Raw genomic sequence first — 18,295 nt, forward strand, 5'->3', positions numbered from 1 at the left:
TGTATTTTACTTGTAACATCTATGCGTAAATAATATTTAAATGCTCCTAGTGTTGTTTTATGGTGTATTATTGAATTAAGTTACATTAATTTTTTGAAATTTCTTTTTTAGCAAGTTTAATTTCTTGTTGGAATTCTGGGCTTGTTTGTAGTTGAGAGAACATGATGCTTCCTACTAAATACCCTGCATTAACATCGCTTGGATAATGAACTCCACAAACAATTCGACTTTGACCAAATTCATAACCTCTCTTCATAATTTGATTTGTTCTTGAGGGGTTTATCTCACTTAAAGTAAGAGCAATTGCCCACCCTATGGTTGTATGCCCAGAAGGATATGATCTATGAATATTATCTGTTTTCACACATGCTTTTTCATGAAAATACGCAAAAGGTCTTGTGCGATGATAGAATAATTTAGCTGGTTTTGTGAACTCTCCTTCAGCTATTTCTAATTGATTTAGAATTTTCCATATTGCGGGTGTTTCTTTTTTACTTATCTGATGACCAAAAGCTTTTTCAAAAGCTTGAGCAAATCCTTCTGGAGAATAGTTTGCATCTGATTGAGCTAGTTTATATCTATTGGTGTTTTTGATAAAAAAACTAGCGTGAGAAATATTCATGTCATTTTGATATAGTAATGTTCCAGGAGTTGGAGGGGGTGGTATGATTTGTTTTATGTCTGGGATATCTATGTTGAGTCTATCGGCTGCAAAAGCTGAACTTATTATAGCTGTTAATGACCCTACAAATAGTATTTTTCTAATCATATTTTTATTTCCTTGGTTAATTATCCAAAGAAAATGATAAATGATAAATTGATTTAAAAATGAAGAAATCAAAAAATTAAAAATTTGTTACTAATTACAGCTAAAGTATGATACTTTAATATTCCTTTTTTTCTAAAAGATCACTATTCTAGAAAAAGGCTTATAAGTATGTTGAAAATTAAAGCAAAAATCAATAGTTTATTTAAAACTAGAAATTTTTATATCAAATATAAAATAGAATTATTTTTTTAAGGGTAGATGAGTTATGTTTTATTGCCTTTTATTTTCAGTGAGTTTTGAAACACAGTTTTAGTTAGCTATATTCCTTATCAAAAACTTCTAACATTAAAAGAGTTAACAACTCTGCCAATTATTACCGCATCAGCTGGTGATTTGATTTCGTCATTATTTTGAAACTTTGAGTTTAGTGGCATCAAGTATAAGCGGTTATTATCTTTGTATAGTAATTTAACTGTGGCTCCATCGGAGTTTCTAGCAACTACAATTTTATCAACTAAATTTTGAGGACTAATTTCGCTAGGGTCAACTAAAATATTCTCGTCTTCGTAAAGAGTATATCTAGCATATTTAGGACTAAGCAGTTGAGATTCTGATGAATCATAGAGCATGCTCTCGCCTTGTACTCTAAGTGAAAAACCGTTTTTTGGTACAAGACTATCTGGTATTTGCAAATAGTCAATCGGGTCAATATTCTCATAAGATTCGGTAAATTCACCTGCTTGTACATAACTTAGTACTGGTACGTTAGTTACACTCATTATAGATATATCATTAGGGTAATAATTATCTTCGAGACCAAGTATCTTCATAACCTCTATATGTCCATCATATGAGGGACAGTTAGTACCGGCAACCCAACCCTTAATAGATCTATCACTTTTGCCAAGCTTTTTTGCCAATTCTATTTGTGTCATGCCTATTCTCTTTAAGGCTGGTTTTAGATCGGTTTTGTAATCAAACATCTCTAATCCTAAGTACAACAATCTAATTCTAAGTATATTTATATAAAATCAGCAATTCAATAATTTTTTGAAAAATAGTGCAATATTACTTCCCTTTACAGCAAAAAGTGATTAATATTGAAAGTGTAATAAAACTGCACTTTTATAAATTGAGGGAGTTAAATAAAATGATAAGAAAAAGCATTCTAGTAGAAAATCAGGAAATTAAAGATTTACTATCTGTCATCAAACATCATTACACATCTGATAATAGGAATACTATTCAAGATGTAAGCTTAAACCATGTAGTAAACAGAGTATATAAAGAAAATGTAAGAAAATATATAGTTGAGCGTTGGCATGCTCTAGAAACAAAAGTTGGACATCAAGTAACACTTTTAGAAAACAACTATAATAAGAGTATTATCAATAAGTTATATAAAAAATCTCGTGATCTAAATTTTGTAATAAAGACTAGACCAGATGACTCATCAAGAGATTTACATGATTCAATCAAAAAAGTGTCTAATATAGATATAGTTATAAGAGAGTTTTCTTTCTCTTAGAGTCTACTTAGTTACTTGTTTTTCTAGCACTTTTTTACCTAAATAAACTGATAGTATGATTATAAACATTCCAATCAGTTGCTGTATTGAGAATGTCTCTCTAAATAAAACATAGCCATATAGTAAGGCAAATACTGGACCAACTAGTAAAACTAAAGAGCTCATAGCTAATGATATATATTTGACACGACTTATGTATAAAATATTTCCGAGCAGATGTCCGAATATTGCTATAGCTAATAAAATTAGAACGCCACTTAAAGTTGTCGGAATTATCTGTTCATTGAAAATAAAAGCTAATATAAATAGTGTTGCTGAGCCACTTAATGATGCTATAAACATCATTCTAAAAGTTGAGCAAGAATCTCGTAGCTTTTTAGAAAAGATAATAAAGAGTGCATAAAACACCGCAGATATGATAGCTAACCAGTTTCCTAAAAGGTGCTGAGAGCTTAAACCTGATTGACTCATAAGAAGTAATAAACCAATAAATGCTACTAGAAGAACTAAATAATATTTAAGTGATACTTTTTCTTTGAGAAATATAATGGCTATAAAAGTAGTAATAAAAGGACAAAGATTTGTTAAAAGGCTAGCCTCAGCTATTGATGTATAAATCAAAGATATACCATAAAAAGCTAAATCTAAAGCTAGGAATAGACCAGTTAATGCGGCAATGTATATAGATTTCTTTGATAGCTTATCTTCATCTTTGGTAATAGCTAAGAACGAGTATAAGAATATACAGGGTAATAACAGTCTATAGCCAAAACTTGCAATCGGCCCAACTTCTGAATATCTAATTAATACTGATGCTATAACAAGGTTGGAAAGTGCAAACAATATTATGAAAAAATCTCTATTCATGATGGTGTCCTGGCTAAATGCTTATTAAGCAGATGATATCATGAAATTAGCTAAATACTTGTGATAATTAAAGGTAAATACTAGTGTTATCTAAACTTAGAGATTTTAACTTTAAGAGATACATGCTAAATTAGCTTTAGAATTAAATTTTCTGACTAAGTTTTAAGGTTAAAATAATGCATATAAGTGAGCGCCGTAAGTGGTATGTAGGCTTTGCTGTTTTTGTGATAATAGTTTTATTATCTCTTTCATTACTCCACGCATCAGTATGGATCAGTATAGGGTTTGTAGTTGTTTTGGTAGTTGTCGCAGTATATGATGCTACGCAAACAAAACACGCTATCTTGAGAAACTTCCCGATAGTTGGGCACATGCGTTTTATACTTGAGTTTATTCGTCCTGAAATTCAGCAGTATTTTATCGCGGATAATGAAAGTGAAAAGCCATTTGGTAGAGAAACTAGGTCAACTATATATCGTCGTGCTAAGGGTATTAATGATACAGTAGCATTTGGTACTGAAAAAGATATTGATAGAGTTGGCTATGAGTGGGTAACACATTCGCTTGTGCCGAAGCATTTGGATGAAGTTGAAACGCGTGTTAAATTTGGTGGCTCTGATTGTAAACAACCATATATGGCATCACATCTAAATATATCAGCGATGAGTTTTGGAGCACTGTCGGCAAATGCAATTATGGCTTTGAACAAAGGTGCTAAGTTAGGTGAGTTTTGTCACTGTACAGGTGAGGGAGGTTTGACAAAGTATCATTTACAAGGTGGTGATATAGTCTTTCAAATTGGTACGGGGTACTTTGGTTGCCGTACTGATGATGGTGGTTTTTGTGCTGAGAAGTTCACTGAGAAAGCAAATTTAGATAGTGTTAAGATGATCGAGATTAAGCTATCTCAGGGTGCTAAGCCTGCTCATGGAGGTGTGTTACCTGCTGCTAAGATAACTCCAGAAATCGCTGAAATCAGAGGAGTGTCTATGGGTAAAGATGTCTTGTCGCCACCAGCACATAGCGCTTTTTCAACACCAATTGAGTTTTGTCATTTTATAAAGCAATTAAGAGATTTATCAAATGGTAAGCCAATAGGATTTAAGCTTTGTATTGGTAGTCATGTAGAGTTCTTAGCTATATGTAAGGCAATGCTTGAGACTGGTATCAAGCCTGATTTTATAACTGTGGATGGAGCCGCTGGTGGTACTGGTGCAGCACCTTTAGAGTTTTCTAATCACATAGGTATGCCATTAGAAGATAGTTTAGTATTTGTGCATAATGCTTTGGTTGGTTGTGGCTTACGCGATGAGATTCGTATTGTTGCTAGTAGTAAAGTAGCTACTGGTTTTGATATGGTTAGATTATTTGCTATGGGAGCAGATACTTGTAATTCTGCTAGGGCGATGATGATGGCAGTAGGCTGTATTCAATCACGCCAATGTAATAACAATACTTGTCCAGTTGGCGTAGCAACCCAAAATGAGCGTCTTGCAAAAGCACTAGTAGTAGAGGATAAGATGTATCGTGTATATAACTTCCATAAAGCTACAATTAACTCATGCTTAGAAATCGTAGGAGCAATGGGCTTAACATCTACAAATGATATTGGTCCAGAAAATCTCAAAAAGCGTGTATCTGTAAATGAGATTAAATCATATATTGATTTGTATGATTTTATACCAGAGAATAGTTTGATAGATGGTAATATGCCAGCTAGTTTTGCAAGATCTTGGGAAAAAGCTCGAGCAGATTCTTTTTAGTTTTTCAAACCGAAATAATAATTTTTTGTCTACTCAATTTGCTAAAATAACTAATATAAATGTTCTTGTTAGTTAAATATGGCGTTATACACCTATCCATCAAATAAGCTTGAGTATCTGGTTCAAGTTTTATCTAAACTTCTCGATGTTGAAAAAAAAGATTTGTTCACACCAACACAGCTAATAGTTGGTAGTCGTGGTATGCAACATTGGTTAAGTATGCAATTAGCACAATATCGTAATATTGCCATGAATCTTAAATATGACATGATAAATGGTTATATACTTGATATCTGCTATGAGCTCACAGCAAAACAAGAATATAAGAAAGCATACACAAAAGATATTTTAGCTTGGAGAATCTTTAGGGGTTTAGATAGTATCAATAATCCTAAGCTCCAAGAATATTATCAAAATAGTGATCTTAAAAAATATCAACTATCCGTTAAAATAGCCGAGACTTTTTCAAAATATATATCATATCGAAGTGAGTGGTTGCAAAAATGGGAGCAGGGCGAGTATATAAATCCTGCTAAATCAGAGAATGATGAAGATTGGCAAATGCTACTTTGGCAGAAGCTTGTTGAAGATGTCGCCGAAACACCATACAAAGTCCAAGCAGAAGCACTCCAAAAGCTTAATCGACAAAACTTAGAAAAGCTAAATATACCAAGTGATATCTATATATTTGGGGTTAATACTATATCTCCAAAAAATCTTGGCTTTGTATTTGAGTTGGCTAAATATATTGAAGTTAATATTTTGTATATTAATCCATGTAGCGAGTATTGGTATGATTTACACAAGAGTAAAATCTCAGCTTGGTTAGATAGTGATGACTATGAGCTTCAACCTCTTTTGGCAAATCTAGGTCAACAAGGGAAAGAGTTTTTTAATCAGCTTTTAGAGAATCAAGAAAAGCAAGAATTAGAAGTTTTTGAAAAGTTTGATAAAAATTCGTTAGATTTTGAGAAACTTGCTGATAATAATCAAACACAGCTAGTAAGTCTACAGCGAAATTTATTGGAACTAGATTGTCAAAACCACGCTAAGCAAAAAGATTTAAGCATCAGTATTAATTCATGTCATAGTCCACTTCGAGAAGTGCAGATTCTACATGATAAACTTTTGGATATGATCAAAGCAGATCCTAGCATTAAGCCTCGAGATATTTTGGTAATGTGTCCAAATATTGAAGACTATTCACCGTATATTGATAGTGTGTTCTCAAGGTTTTCAACAGATAAAAAGTTACCATGCTCGATCGCAGATAGGACATTATTAGATTCAGAGCCTTTAGCTGCTAGCTTTATTGAGCTTTTGCAACTACCAGAGAGTAACTTTGAAGTTAATAAGATACTAGACTATTTATCGGTTCCAGCAATTCAGCAAAAGTTCAAAATTAGCGATGAGCAATTAGAAACTATTCGCTATTGGTTAAAAGAGTCATGTATTCATCATAGTAATAATGGTCAAACCTTCTCATGGAGTTGGGGGCTTAAGAGATTGATGTTTGGATTTAGTTATAGTGATAGTAATCATATTATTGATGATAAGCTAATGACTATACCTGTGATTGAAGGTAGTGAGATTGCCGAACTTGGTGGCTTGTATGAGTTATTAGAGCTACTTGAGAGATATTCTCAAGAGTTGCTTAAACCAAGAAGCTTAGAAGCATGGCAGGACTATCTTTTGGAGATGTTTGATGATGTCTTTGATGTAACTAATGATGAGCAATATATTGCTAAGAAAATCAAAGATATAATCGTAAAGACTGTCACTACAGCTAAAGATGTATTGCTAGTAGAAGAGATTGATTTGTATACAATTAGATATTGTTTGATTTCGCAGTTATCTGAACCAATTATTAATAACCATTTCTTAAATGGTAAAGTAACATTCTGCTCAATGACACCTATGCGTAATGTTCCTTTTCGAGTGATAGCGATGTTGGGTTTAAATAATGGTAAGTTCCCACGCCAAGAATCTGCGATTAGTTTTGATTTTATGGCAAGACTTGGAAGAGTTAAAGGCGATAGGACTAAGCGAGATGATGATAGATATTTATTTCTAGAGGCTATTACATCTGCACGTGATTATTTGTATCTTAGTTATATTGGTAGAAGTGTTAAGACTAATGTTGAGCAACAACCAAGTCTAATACTCAAAGAGTTGACTAGCTATTTGGGTTTGAATTATGGCTGGGGAAAGGCTGATATCAAAGAATATCCATTACATCCTTTTAGTTCCAAATGTTATGCTGATGAATACAGAAGTTATGATGAGGCTTGGTTGAAGTTGTTACAGTCAGAGCTTAAAGTATTTTATGACTATACTAAAACTACTCCGTCTTGCTTACGGAATCCACCCCTTCACGAAGCGAAGGGGAATTGTATAAGTAGTCATACCCGCGAAAGTGGGTATCTTGATAGTTTGTGTGTAGCTTCTAAGCTCCCACAACAACTATCTATCTCTAAATTGGTCAAAATCTTTGATGATCCTATCAAGGCTTATACAAATTATGGCTTAGAACTATATTTAGAGGATGACTTTGCAGAGCTAGAAGACAGTGAGCCATTTGATATAAATAGTTTAGATAAGCATAAATTTAAACAAGACTTACTAAACACTCTTGAAAATGAGAAAGACAAAGAATTAACCATAAAAACAGCTAAGCTAAGTGGCAAGCTTCCAGAATCTGTACTTACTGAAAATGAGATTAATAAAGAAGTTGAGAGTATTCAAAAGCTATTAGATAAGGCAAATTTAGCAAATTATGAGTCTAAATATTTTCATCAAGAGATATTAGGATATGAGTTGGAAGCTAGTTGTTATATTAATAATGATTGCGTTATGTTATCAACACCATCAAAGTTAGGTATAATAAAAAAGTTTGAGCTATATCTGACAGCTATACTTGTAGCATATTGTGAACAGAAAGATATTTGTGCTATCTATTATGGATTGGATAAAGATAATGTTGATACTTTTAAGATTAATAACATTAGTTATCTAGCAGCTAAGCAAACTCTAGAACTTTGTTTAATGCAAGCTGAGAAGGTAGTATTTGAGCCTATGTTGGTGCATCTATCTTTAGCTGAAGCTATTTGTGATTCTAAAAATGATACTGATAAAAAGAAGCAAAAAGCTTGGGATGGTGTGATAATACCTTCTGAATACAATCACAAAGCATTAGAGAATAATAGTTATTTCAAACTTTTTTATAGTGAGCATCCAAAGATAAAAGACTTTGAGGGGCTGCGAATATATCAAGATTTCTTTGAGGTTATAAATGAAAATAAATAAAAATCTATTCTTATCTCAGTTATATAAAGATATTTATATCAGTTTTGAAATTGCAATTGCTGCTTGTATATGTTTTTTGTTTGGTTTTTATATGTCAAACCTCTTGCATGGGGGACAGTCGATAATTGGTGGTTTTTGGTGTTTGATTACAGTTTCTACAATTTTACAGTTGAGTATTAGAGATTCTTACTCAGCAGCTTTTCAAATTCTTGTGGGCTCTGTAATAGGTGGTATCACAGCATTTATTTTTACATATATTTTGGGTTATCACTATTATGTCATGATTTTGGCTGTGGCAATTAGTGTTCTTATCACAGCGACTCTACATCTTGAAAATGCTATCAAAATGAGTAGTGCTAATGCCGGAGTAATTGTTGCATTAGGATTGTATCAGCCAAGTTATTCACCTTTTCTAAATACTGGTTTACGTTTGATAGAAACATTCAGTGGTACAGCTATAGCATTATTTTTTATATTTATTAGTAGACTTCTTAAGGTAAGATCCGACTAGTTATTAATACTTCCGTTATCTATACTGTATTTTATTTTAATTTTTGCAAAATTATGATTAAATTGTTTGGGTAAGTATTAGTTTTTATATAGGAAATTTACAATGAAAAAACTTTTAAAATCAGTGCTGTTGCTCTCAACTGTGTTAGCAAGTTCTGCAATGGCATGTACAGCGATAACACTTAAAGGTAATGATGGAGATGTTGTTGCAGGTAGAACGATGGAGTGGGGTTTCACTTGGGATTGGAGTCTAACATATATTCCAGCGGGTACTTCACATACACTGACCGCACCTGTAGATCTAAATTTACCAGCAAAAAAATATTTATCTAAATATTCTGTATTAGGAATAGGTTTGACAATAGATAAAAATAATTTTGTAATACTTGATGGACAAAATAATCAAGGGCTTAGTCTCAGTGCTAATTATCTACCTGGTTTTACTCAGTATCAACAAGTTGACAAAGGTGATGAAAATTACGCTTCAATTTTAGAAATAGTAACTTATATTTTAAGTCAATATAATAGTATTGATGAAGCTAAGAAAGGTTTAGAAAACATCAAAGTTTGGAATGATAGGTCTACAGATGTAAATGGAGTGGTTCCAGAACTTCACTTTTTGATATCAGATAAAAGTGGTAATGCGATAGTTGTAGAGTATGTAAAAGGTGAAGTTCATTTCTATCAGTTAGAGTTAGACCTCAAAGTTATGACAAATGCTCCTACTTATGATTGGCATTTAGTAAATATTAGAAACTATCTGAACTTGTCAAATAAGACTGTATCTCGTATGAAACTTTATAATGAGAATGATGTAGTGCCAAATCATACTTATAAAATTGTGGATGCACTAGGTCAAGGCAATGGGTTATTAGGTATGCCTGGTGATTACTCTCCACCATCTAGGTTTATTAGAACAGCAGTATTAGGCTACTATTCTAATAATGATAATATCAAAGATGAAAGTACTCTAAACAGAGTGGCTCATATCTTGCATAATGCTGATATACCTAAAGGTGTAGTAGCTGAAAACATAGATGGTAAAACATATTATGATCATACAGTATTTACTAGTATCAAAGATCTAACAAACGATACTGTTTATATAAATATTTATAATAATCCGCTTAACTCTGTTTCTATAGATCTAGATACTTTAGATAAAGATCATGCCAAAGCTTTTGTTAAAAATATTAAGCAGTTACCTTATCCAAAGTCCGATATAACAGGTTATTTGGTTTAGTATTATACTCATATTTTTTAATTTCATATTCTTAAATTTTTAAAGGAGTAATTTGCTAAAATATCTCAAAGACTTTTTTGAAAATTATAATTGGTTAATATGACTAATCTAGATGCAAACACAATAACTTTACAAGGTCGACATATTATCGAGGCTAGTGCAGGTACTGGTAAGACTTTTAATATTACAGAGTTATACATTCGTTTACTTCTTGAGCAGAGGTTAGGAAGTAGATTATTACCTAAAGATATCCTTGTAATGACATTTACCAAAGATGCTACTCAAGAGGTTATCGGTAGAGTGGAAGCTAAGATTAGAGATGTATTAGAGGATATTTCTGAAAGCAAAGAGGTCAAAGTTTCTATAAAAGGACGAGATACTCTGATTCAAAAAGGTGATGAGAATTATAAGCATCTAAAAAGATCATTACTTGAGATAGATGAGGCAGCTATATTTACTATCCATGGTTTTTGTAAAAAAGTCTTAAGTGAGCAAGCTTTTGCTAGTGGTATCGAGATGGATGTCTCTATGGAGGTCGATACTTCAGATATTTTGCAAAAAGTAGTAGAGGATTTTTTTAGAAAATATATCAATAAAAACAAAACCAAATTTGAATATTTGCAGGCTTATAAGCTACATACTCCAGACAAGTTTTTGGATAAGCTAAGGAATATTGTTAGGTCTAGTTATGAGATATTAGCAGATACTTTTGAGCGAGAGACAGAAAAATTAGCAAAAGAGAAACAACAGGTTTTTGTAAATTTAGAAGCGAATAAATCTTTTATATTTGAAAGTCTTATAATCAAACATAAAGATAAAAACAAAAGAATTGAGGAATGGCAAATTATTGAGAATTGGACTAACGATAGCCAGCTTAGTTTAATGCCTAAAGAAGTATCAGCTTTTATAAATGGTAATCGTTATCGTGGTAGAGATGATATCGCTGAAGTTTTTGAAGAAATTAAAGCATTAAAAGATAAGTATTCAAAAATTAAAGATATAGATGAGTACAAGAAGCAATTTGATGCAGCCCAATTCATCAAACAAGCCTACCTAAAAATCCGCCAAGATTTTATAAAAGCAAAAGAGCAAAAAGGTGTTTTAGACTTCGATGATTTAATTACCAAGCTTTGTCAAAGTGTTAAGAAATCTCCAGATTTAGTCAAGACTTTGCAACATCAATATCCAGTTGCTCTTATTGATGAGTTTCAAGATACAGATGCTGAGCAGTATGAGATTTTGGATACTATTTACCCTTTGAAGAATAGTAGTCATTCCCACGAAGGTGGGAATCTTCTTACGAATGGATTAAATTTAAAAGATACCCTCCTACGCGAGTATGACAGTAGCTCTGATCAGAACGATAGCAATCTTCTGCTCCTAATGATAGGAGATCCAAAGCAGGCAATCTATGGTTTTAGAGGCGGAGATATCTTCACATATCTAAAGGCTAAAGATAGTTGCTCTAGTGACAATCAGTGGAGCATGGATACTAACTGGCGTTCAACTAGTGAGATGATAAAGGCTTACAATAGACTTTTTTATAAAAAGGATTATGAACCAAAAGATGAGGGTGAGCTTGGAGCTAATATCTTTAGTGATGGTATTGGCTATCAACTTGTTAAAGCATCACCAAAGGCAAATGAGAAAGCAAAAGACTTTGATGATAACCTTAAACCAATAAATTATTTCTATTATCAAGTGGCTGAAGATGATAATAAAAGTGATATCGATAGTAATTTATCAGTATGGACTGCTAATGAGATTGTCAGGCTATTAAATTCTAAAAAAGTTGTAGAAAGTGATATCGCAATTTTGGTAGAGAATGGTAAGCAAGCAAAGGTTATTCAAAAAGCTCTACAAGCTAAGAAACTAAGCTCAGTATATCTAAGTCAGCGCGATAATGTCTATCATAGCCAAGAGGCTACGGAGATATTAGCTCTTATGGAGGGTGTAAACGATCTTGAAAATAAATCTATGCTAAAAAGAGCGTTATCAACTAGTTTACTTGGTGGTAGAGCTGATAAATTTATTAGTTATATTGATGAAAATGATGTCTCAGCATGGGATGAAGAGATAGAAAAAGCAAAATCTCTAAGACAACAATGGCATAAATATGGTTTTATGGCATTTATTATGCAAGTTATACATCAGAACTTCACTCAAAGATCGGATTCAAAAGAACGTGTTATCACAAATATTCTCCATTTAGCCGAGCTTATAAAAGTGGCTGAGAATAAATATAAACACCCAAATCAGCTTATTAAATGGTATCGCCAACAGCTAAATAGTACAGCTACAAGTGAGGGCGAACTTCGATTAGAGAGTGATGATAATCTGATTAAGATAATTACAATTCATGGCTCTAAAGGGCTTGAGTACTCAGTTGTATTTATACCATTTGCAAGTTATGTAAGCAAAAAGAAATTTGAGGCGAGTGATTTCTCTAAATACTATGATAAACACCTTAAACAGACAGTCTATAAAATTGGTAAGGATGATAGTATAAAACCACAAATAGAAAATGAAGTTATAGAGGAATTAATGCGCCTGTTTTATGTGGCTGTTACACGTGCAGAGCATAGATGTTATATTGGGATTGCAAAATATAGTAATAGCGAAAAATCACCATTAGCAAGATTCTTAGATTATCAAAAAGATGATGACTGGTTAGAGAAAATTCAAATAATCACGAATAATCCCGTTAATCAAAGTTCGCTTATAGATGTGGCTACAAGTCATTGTTATGAAAGTGAGAATTTAATTACAAATGACCAATTTGACCATGATACTTTACAAAACCTCAAAGCAAATGATATTAACAAGTTAGCAAATGACAATTGGGAGATGCTGTCTTTCTCAAAAATATCCAAGTCAAAAGTTCAAAATACTGCATTAGAAAAAGAAAATGATGAGTCTGAAGATGATAGTGCCCAAAAATCTCAGCAGGAATTAGAGTTTAGATTTACAGCTCCCAAAGGAGCAGATATTGGTAATATTTTGCATAATGTTTTAGAGCATACGGATTTTAGCCTAGGCAAGATAGATGAAAATCTTTTAAAAGAGCAAATGGATAGATACAAGGTAGTTGCTGCAGAAGATTTTGATAAGCTTAAAGTATGGTTAGAAGAGTGTTTAGTCGCGTCTATACCTTCTATAGAAACTGCAGATTTTAGTTCTAATGATATTCAATATGGTTTGTTTGATATCAAGGATAAAGGCTTTTGTTTAAAAGATATTCCAAATACAAAAACCTTAAAAGAAGCGGAGTTTTATTTTCCTATATCAAATGAAAAACTATACAAGAAAAATATTATAGAGATTTTAGCAGAATATCGTAATCAGATTATTGATTATGATGAGTTTTCTAGTCAAAAGATTTTTGGTATGCTTCATGGTTTTATTGATTTGATTTTTGAATATGATGGTAAATTTTATGTGGCAGATTATAAGTCAAATTATCTTGGGAGTACTCTAGAAGATTATAATCAAGCTGCTATGAGTGAGAAAAATCAAAGTAGCTTTTATGATTTACAGTATCTAATATATAGCGTTGCCTTGGATAAGTACCTGCGACAAAACATTGAAAGTTATAATTATGAGAAGCATTTTGGCGGAGTATATTATTTCTATCTTAGAGGTATGAAAGATGGTTATGGGGTTTATCGAGCTAGACCAACTTTAGAGATTATTAACAAAATTGCTAATCTATTTAATGGGGATGACTATCATGTATAAAACTTTCCATCAAGCTTGTGAGCAATTAGCAGATATTAGAGCTATAGATTTTTTCTTTGCTAAAGAAGTGTTTGATTTAGTCAAAAAGACTATCCCGTCTATAATCACTTTATCAAGTGATTTATATCCACCCCTTCACGGAGCGAAGGGGAACGATTTGGAACAAAAAAGTAATGAAGTTTTATTTCATATTTTGATAAAGCTTATGCATGTATATAGTCATGGTCATAGCTGTTTGAAGATAGCAGATATATCAAATAAAACTATTTTTGCTTCAGAGCAAAGCACTCAAAGCGATGCTAAAGTAGGCTTTAAAATACCAAGTTTTGATGAAATTGTAAGTATTTTAGAGTCTTTAGATTATGATAAATTACCTATACACTTTGCTAAAGAGTATGATTCCTTATATATCAAAAGATTGTGGAATTATGAGGTTGAAATAGCTAACTTTATAAAATCTAGAACTATCCAAAATACTCAACAAGATAACTACATTGAAGAAATTGTAGATAAGCTATTTGAACCTGCTGATGAGATAGATTGGCAAAAACAGGCAGTTATCAAAAGTCTAAATTATAATTTTAGTATTATCTCAGGTGGACCTGGTACAGGTAAGACAACTACAGTCGCAAAACTTTTGCTTGCCATACAAATGCTTAATCAAAATCAGCAAAGAATAGCTCTTTTAGCACCAACAGGTAAGGCTGCTCAGAGAATGACGGAATCCTTAAATAGTGTATTAAGTAAAAGGGTAGACAATGATAGTTATTTAGGATTATCTAATCTAGAAGCTCAAACTATACATAGATTTTTAGGCTTAAGGCCAAACTCTACTCATGTGAAATATAACGAGCAGTCAAAAGCACCATACGATGTGATTATTGTTGATGAAGCTTCGATGCTTGATATGAATATTTTTATTAAGTTGATTAGAGCAGTAGCTGATAATACTAAGCTAATTTTGATAGGTGATACTAATCAGTTACCATCAGTTGAGGCTGGTAGTCTTTTGGCAAACTTTACACACCACAGAGATGGCGATATTACGCCATATACAACATTACTTATCAAAAACTATCGTTCACAACAATATATAAATAATCTTGCAGCCTCAGTTCTAAAAGGTGATATTAATATTGATAGTCATCAAAATGAGAATATTAATTCTCATAGCATAAGGAATTTAGATACTTATTTAAGAGATTATGCAAAGAGATATTCACAGCTTGAAAAGTGCAGTGACTACAAAGAGGCTCTTACCGAGCTAAATAAATTTAGAATACTTGTAGCTAATAAAAATTTAGAAATTGGTACAGATAAGTTAAATCAGAAAATTGAGAAATTTATGTCTAAACCTATAGATTCTAGCTATAAGGGTAAACCAATTATGATAACTCAAAATAGCTATTCATTGGGATTATTCAATGGAGATGTAGGGATTATCTGGCCAGATGATACTGGTAAGCTTCGAGCATATTTTGATGGTAAAGATGCTAAGGCTTTTAGTCTAAATATGCTACCAAAATATGAAAGTGTTTATGCCATGACAATTCATAAGACGCAAGGTTCAGAGTTTGATGAAATTGTGATTATTCTTCCAGCAGAAAATAATGAAGCGCTAAGTAAGCAACTTTTGTATACAGCTATTACCAGAGCGAAACATCTATTAACGATTATTTCTGAACAAAGTAGCTTAAGAGATATTGCTCAGAAAGATATTAAGAGAAATTCAAATATTAGTGAATTGGTTAGCTTGAGCAATTAATATACGTCTAGAATTATATAAAAGTAGTACTTGATCAAATAGCTTAGATTTAAGCTATTTGCTAGATTGTGTGGTCAAGCCTAACACAATGACGTACTAACTTTTTAAACATAGTAGGTTATCGCTCAGAGATTACTTATTCATTTGCCAGATTATTCTGAGTCCATAAAGTAATAAATCAGAGATAATTACATCAAAGTATTGTTCTTTCTCAAATAAGTGAGCATACCCTCCAGTTGCGATTAGCACGGGTGGTTTATCTGAGAAATTCTCTTGAGAGATTCTACTAATTATCTCTTTTATGGCTCCTAATTGACCATATATAAGACCAGATTGAATTTGAGATATAGTTGTCTTACCTAAGGCAGAGCTAGGTTTTGATATAGTCACATTTGATAGTTTTGCAGTCTTTTGCGATAAGCTATCCATTGATAGATTAATTCCAGGTAGAATAGCACCACCTATGTAAGATTTATTCTGCTTGATAGCACATATAGTTGTTGCAGTTCCAAAATCAACAATGATAATGTTCTTAGATGGAAAGTTAGAGATAGCTGCAACTGAGTTTGCAACACGATCTGCACCTAAATCTAGAGGATTTTTTATATCAAGTTTTAATCCTGTTTTTATTCCAGGTTTTAACTCAAGAGGTGTTATCCCTAAGTATTTTTTACAAGCAGAATTGACAGAATACTCTAGATGAGGAACAACAGATGAAAGTACAACTGCTTCAATATCTTCAATATCAAGCTTTTTCCTCTCAAAGAATGATAACAGAAATATGCCTAGCGTATCGGAGGTACACGGAGTAGTAGAAGGGTAGCGAAAGTTGTGCTTAATTTGATCTCCTACAAATACTCCACCAAAAATATGTGAGTTACCAATATCTATGCATACTATCATTTATTATTCTCCGGTTTTTAGGTCAACAAGTTTAGGTTTTATATTTTCTCTAGTAGGATCAATTTGCGCATAACTAATTATAAACAGCTGATCACCTATTTCACATCTTCTAGCAGCAGGGCCGTTTAGTGCGATAGTTTTACTATTTGGTTCGCCCTTGATTACATAAGTTTCAAGACGCTCACCGTTGTTTAAGTTTACTACTTGTACTTTCTCATTTTCAATAATATTTGCCTGTTTCATTATCTCACTATCAATAGTGATACTACCTACATAAAATAGATCTTTGCCAGTTACAGTAGCGTATGAGATTTTTGATTTTAAAACTGAAATTAACATGATGGTCCTGTCTCCTTTAGGAAGTTGTCAATTAAACGTACTTTACCAATATAAAGTGCCAAAAATATTCTGTTATTAATTTTTTGAATGTATTCTGTTGTTGCACCAGTAGAATTAATCTTATTAGTTAGTTCTTCTAAATCTGAGAAATTATCTTGTCTAAGTATTTCGTATACCTTATTAGCAATCTCTATGTCAGCAGATGTTAGATTTTTATTTCTAGAGCTAAGAGGAAGCCCAGTTGCTTCTCTTTGTGTTGAGCAAACTATAACCTTTGTTTTGATAAAAAAATCTTTAACAAGTTGTTTGATTAGCATAACTTGTTGGTAGTCTTTTTCGCCTAAGTAGAGATTATTAGGCTTAGTAATTTGTAGTAGCTTTAGTACTACAGTTAGCATACCACTGAAATGTCCAGGTCTAGTTTTACCTTCTAGGATATTCGCAATTTCAAGCTCAGGTTGTATTCTCAATAGGTTACCATCGGGATAGATATCTTTCTCACTAGGGTTAAATAATATATCGACATCAAGAGATTCTAATATTTGTATATCTTGCTGTAGTTGGTTTGGGTATGTTTGATAATCATTTGGATTATTAAATTGAGTTGGATTTACAAATATACTGACAATAGTAATTTCATTTTCTGATTTAGCTTTTTTGATTAGGCTTATATGACCACTATGTAACGCACCCATTGTTGGGACAAAGCCTATTTTTTGCTCTTTAGTGAAACTTTCTCTTAGCAAATTAAATTGCTCAATATTTTTAGCAATAATCATAGCTATACTCCTTAGTTGGAAAAATATTAGCTTTCGTCTCTTTAACATACGTATTTATAGCCTCGGAAAATATCTCAGATGCGCTTATATATTTCTTGACAAATTTTGGTTGAAAGTCAGTATTCATACCTAGCATATCTTGGAGAACCAAAATCTGACCATCAGTATCACTACCAGCTCCAATACCTATTGTTGGGATATCTAAATTTTGTGTAATATTTTTAGCAATATTTGTCGGTATACATTCTAGAACTATCCCAAAACATCCTGCTTGCTCAAGAAGCTTAGCTTCTTCAAGTAAATGTTTAGCGGCTTCTTCAGTTTTACCTTGAACTTTAAAACCACCAAAACTATTTATAAATTGAGGAGTCATACCAATATGTCCCATGACTGGAACACCAGAATCTACGATATGTTTGATAATATCTAAATTTCCTGAACTACCTTCAAGCTTAACCGCATGAGCTCCTGATTGAATCAAAGCCATTACGGCCTGCATTGTTGTTTCTAATGATTGGCGATAACTCATAAATGGCAAATCAGCGATGATGAATTTATCTGTAGCACCATTAGCTACCGCTTGAGTCATGAACTGTATATCAGCTAGAGTTGTATAGGTAGTATTTTTTTTACCCAGTAATACCATACCTCCACTATCTCCAACGAGTATACAATCTATATCTGTTGAGTTTATGATTTTAGCTAAAGTATAGTCATAGCAAGTTACCATCGAGATTTTTTCTCGATTCGCTTTAGCTTTTTTGAAGCCTAAAACTGATTTCATT

14 protein-coding genes are annotated in these 18,295 nt (G+C 32.4%); 7 read left to right on the plus strand and 7 right to left on the minus strand.

The window, feature by feature from the left end; translation table 11 throughout:
* Window positions 1-85 precede the first annotated feature (85 nt).
* Window positions 86-769, minus strand: coding sequence for an acid phosphatase (locus F0R75_RS01610; protein WP_013922719.1), 684 nt, complete (start codon window positions 767-769; stop codon window positions 86-88).
* A gap of 329 nt (window positions 770-1,098) precedes the next feature.
* On the minus strand, window positions 1,099-1,752 hold the full coding sequence (locus F0R75_RS01615; RefSeq protein ID WP_149368584.1) for a LexA family protein: 654 nt from the start codon (window positions 1,750-1,752) through the stop codon (window positions 1,099-1,101).
* 167 nt (window positions 1,753-1,919) lie between these two features.
* Here F0R75_RS01615 and F0R75_RS01620 point away from each other — a divergent pair, with 167 nt between their 5' ends.
* Window positions 1,920-2,297 carry a normocyte binding protein 2b gene (locus F0R75_RS01620; protein WP_149368583.1) on the plus strand — a complete coding sequence of 126 codons (378 nt, stop codon included), beginning with the start codon at window positions 1,920-1,922 and terminating at the stop codon, window positions 2,295-2,297.
* Between the two features lie 3 nt (window positions 2,298-2,300).
* Here the strand turns inward: F0R75_RS01620 and F0R75_RS01625 are convergent, their stop codons facing one another.
* On the minus strand, window positions 2,301-3,164 hold the full coding sequence (locus F0R75_RS01625) for a DMT family transporter (protein WP_149368582.1): 864 nt from the start codon (window positions 3,162-3,164) through the stop codon (window positions 2,301-2,303).
* Between the two features lie 176 nt (window positions 3,165-3,340).
* Between F0R75_RS01625 and F0R75_RS01630 the strand changes: the two genes are divergently transcribed.
* The 6 genes from F0R75_RS01630 to recD all read left to right on the plus strand — a co-directional run bounded on the left by F0R75_RS01630 (window position 3,341) and on the right by recD (window position 15,489).
* Window positions 3,341-4,927 carry an FMN-binding glutamate synthase family protein gene (locus F0R75_RS01630; RefSeq protein ID WP_149368581.1) on the plus strand — a complete coding sequence of 529 codons (1,587 nt, stop codon included), beginning with the start codon at window positions 3,341-3,343 and terminating at the stop codon, window positions 4,925-4,927.
* Between the two features lie 78 nt (window positions 4,928-5,005).
* The gene (gene recC, locus F0R75_RS01635) at window positions 5,006-8,233 is read left to right on the plus strand and encodes an exodeoxyribonuclease V subunit gamma (RefSeq protein ID WP_149368580.1); all 3,228 of its coding nucleotides are present in this window, start codon (window positions 5,006-5,008) and stop codon (window positions 8,231-8,233) included.
* Entirely contained in the window at window positions 8,220-8,744 is a 525-nt protein-coding gene (locus F0R75_RS01640; protein ID WP_149368579.1) for an FUSC family protein, read from the plus strand. The genes recC and F0R75_RS01640 overlap by 14 nt, the downstream gene beginning before the upstream one ends.
* Window positions 8,745-8,846: 102 nt before the next feature.
* On the plus strand, window positions 8,847-9,986 hold the full coding sequence (locus tag F0R75_RS01645; RefSeq protein WP_149368578.1) for a choloylglycine hydrolase family protein: 1,140 nt from the start codon (window positions 8,847-8,849) through the stop codon (window positions 9,984-9,986).
* 99 nt (window positions 9,987-10,085) lie between these two features.
* Window positions 10,086-13,724, plus strand: a complete 3,639-nt coding sequence (gene recB / locus F0R75_RS01650; protein WP_149368577.1) for an exodeoxyribonuclease V subunit beta — start codon at window positions 10,086-10,088, stop codon at window positions 13,722-13,724.
* Window positions 13,717-15,489: an exodeoxyribonuclease V subunit alpha gene (gene recD / locus F0R75_RS01655; protein WP_187985967.1), complete on the plus strand. Its 1,773-nt coding sequence runs from the start codon at window positions 13,717-13,719 to the stop codon at window positions 15,487-15,489. The genes recB and recD overlap by 8 nt, the downstream gene beginning before the upstream one ends.
* Before the next feature lie 132 nt (window positions 15,490-15,621).
* Here recD and F0R75_RS01660 read toward each other — a convergent pair whose 3' ends face one another.
* Genes F0R75_RS01660 through panB form a run of 4 tightly spaced genes read right to left on the minus strand, consistent with a single transcriptional unit; the run spans window position 15,622 to window position 18,294 of the window.
* Window positions 15,622-16,392, minus strand: coding sequence for a type III pantothenate kinase (locus F0R75_RS01660; RefSeq protein WP_149368575.1), 771 nt, complete (start codon window positions 16,390-16,392; stop codon window positions 15,622-15,624).
* Between the two features lie 3 nt (window positions 16,393-16,395).
* The gene (panD, locus tag F0R75_RS01665; protein ID WP_012280696.1) at window positions 16,396-16,731 is read right to left on the minus strand and encodes an aspartate 1-decarboxylase; all 336 of its coding nucleotides are present in this window, start codon (window positions 16,729-16,731) and stop codon (window positions 16,396-16,398) included.
* Entirely contained in the window at window positions 16,725-17,510 is a 786-nt protein-coding gene (gene panC / locus F0R75_RS01670) for a pantoate--beta-alanine ligase (RefSeq protein WP_149368574.1), read from the minus strand. Before panC ends, panD begins: the two co-directional genes overlap by 7 nt.
* Window positions 17,497-18,294, minus strand: coding sequence for a 3-methyl-2-oxobutanoate hydroxymethyltransferase (gene panB, locus F0R75_RS01675; protein WP_149368573.1), 798 nt, complete (start codon window positions 18,292-18,294; stop codon window positions 17,497-17,499). Before panB ends, panC begins: the two co-directional genes overlap by 14 nt.
* Between the last annotated feature and the right edge of the window lies 1 nt (window position 18,295).

Origin of the sequence: Francisella marina (genome assembly GCF_008369785.1) — a bacterium.
Classification (GTDB): domain Bacteria; phylum Pseudomonadota; class Gammaproteobacteria; order Francisellales; family Francisellaceae; genus Francisella; species Francisella salimarina.

What these genes read in the sequence shown, in the direction of transcription:
- F0R75_RS01610 (WP_013922719.1), bottom strand. Translation starts at nt 769, where the DNA reads ATGATTAGAAAAATACTATTTGTAGGGTCATTAACAGCTATAATAAGT.
- F0R75_RS01615 (WP_149368584.1), bottom strand. Translation starts at nt 1,752, where the DNA reads ATGTTTGATTACAAAACCGATCTAAAACCAGCCTTAAAGAGAATAGGC.
- F0R75_RS01620 (WP_149368583.1), top strand. Translation starts at nt 1,920, where the DNA reads ATGATAAGAAAAAGCATTCTAGTAGAAAATCAGGAAATTAAAGATTTA.
- F0R75_RS01625 (WP_149368582.1), bottom strand. Translation starts at nt 3,164, where the DNA reads ATGAATAGAGATTTTTTCATAATATTGTTTGCACTTTCCAACCTTGTT.
- F0R75_RS01630 (WP_149368581.1), top strand. Translation starts at nt 3,341, where the DNA reads ATGCATATAAGTGAGCGCCGTAAGTGGTATGTAGGCTTTGCTGTTTTT.
- recC (WP_149368580.1), top strand. Translation starts at nt 5,006, where the DNA reads ATGGCGTTATACACCTATCCATCAAATAAGCTTGAGTATCTGGTTCAA.
- F0R75_RS01640 (WP_149368579.1), top strand. Translation starts at nt 8,220, where the DNA reads ATGAAAATAAATAAAAATCTATTCTTATCTCAGTTATATAAAGATATT.
- F0R75_RS01645 (WP_149368578.1), top strand. Translation starts at nt 8,847, where the DNA reads ATGAAAAAACTTTTAAAATCAGTGCTGTTGCTCTCAACTGTGTTAGCA.
- recB (WP_149368577.1), top strand. Translation starts at nt 10,086, where the DNA reads ATGACTAATCTAGATGCAAACACAATAACTTTACAAGGTCGACATATT.
- recD (WP_187985967.1), top strand. Translation starts at nt 13,717, where the DNA reads ATGTATAAAACTTTCCATCAAGCTTGTGAGCAATTAGCAGATATTAGA.
- F0R75_RS01660 (WP_149368575.1), bottom strand. Translation starts at nt 16,392, where the DNA reads ATGATAGTATGCATAGATATTGGTAACTCACATATTTTTGGTGGAGTA.
- panD (WP_012280696.1), bottom strand. Translation starts at nt 16,731, where the DNA reads ATGTTAATTTCAGTTTTAAAATCAAAAATCTCATACGCTACTGTAACT.
- panC (WP_149368574.1), bottom strand. Translation starts at nt 17,510, where the DNA reads ATGATTATTGCTAAAAATATTGAGCAATTTAATTTGCTAAGAGAAAGT.
- panB (WP_149368573.1), bottom strand. Translation starts at nt 18,294, where the DNA reads ATGAAATCAGTTTTAGGCTTCAAAAAAGCTAAAGCGAATCGAGAAAAA.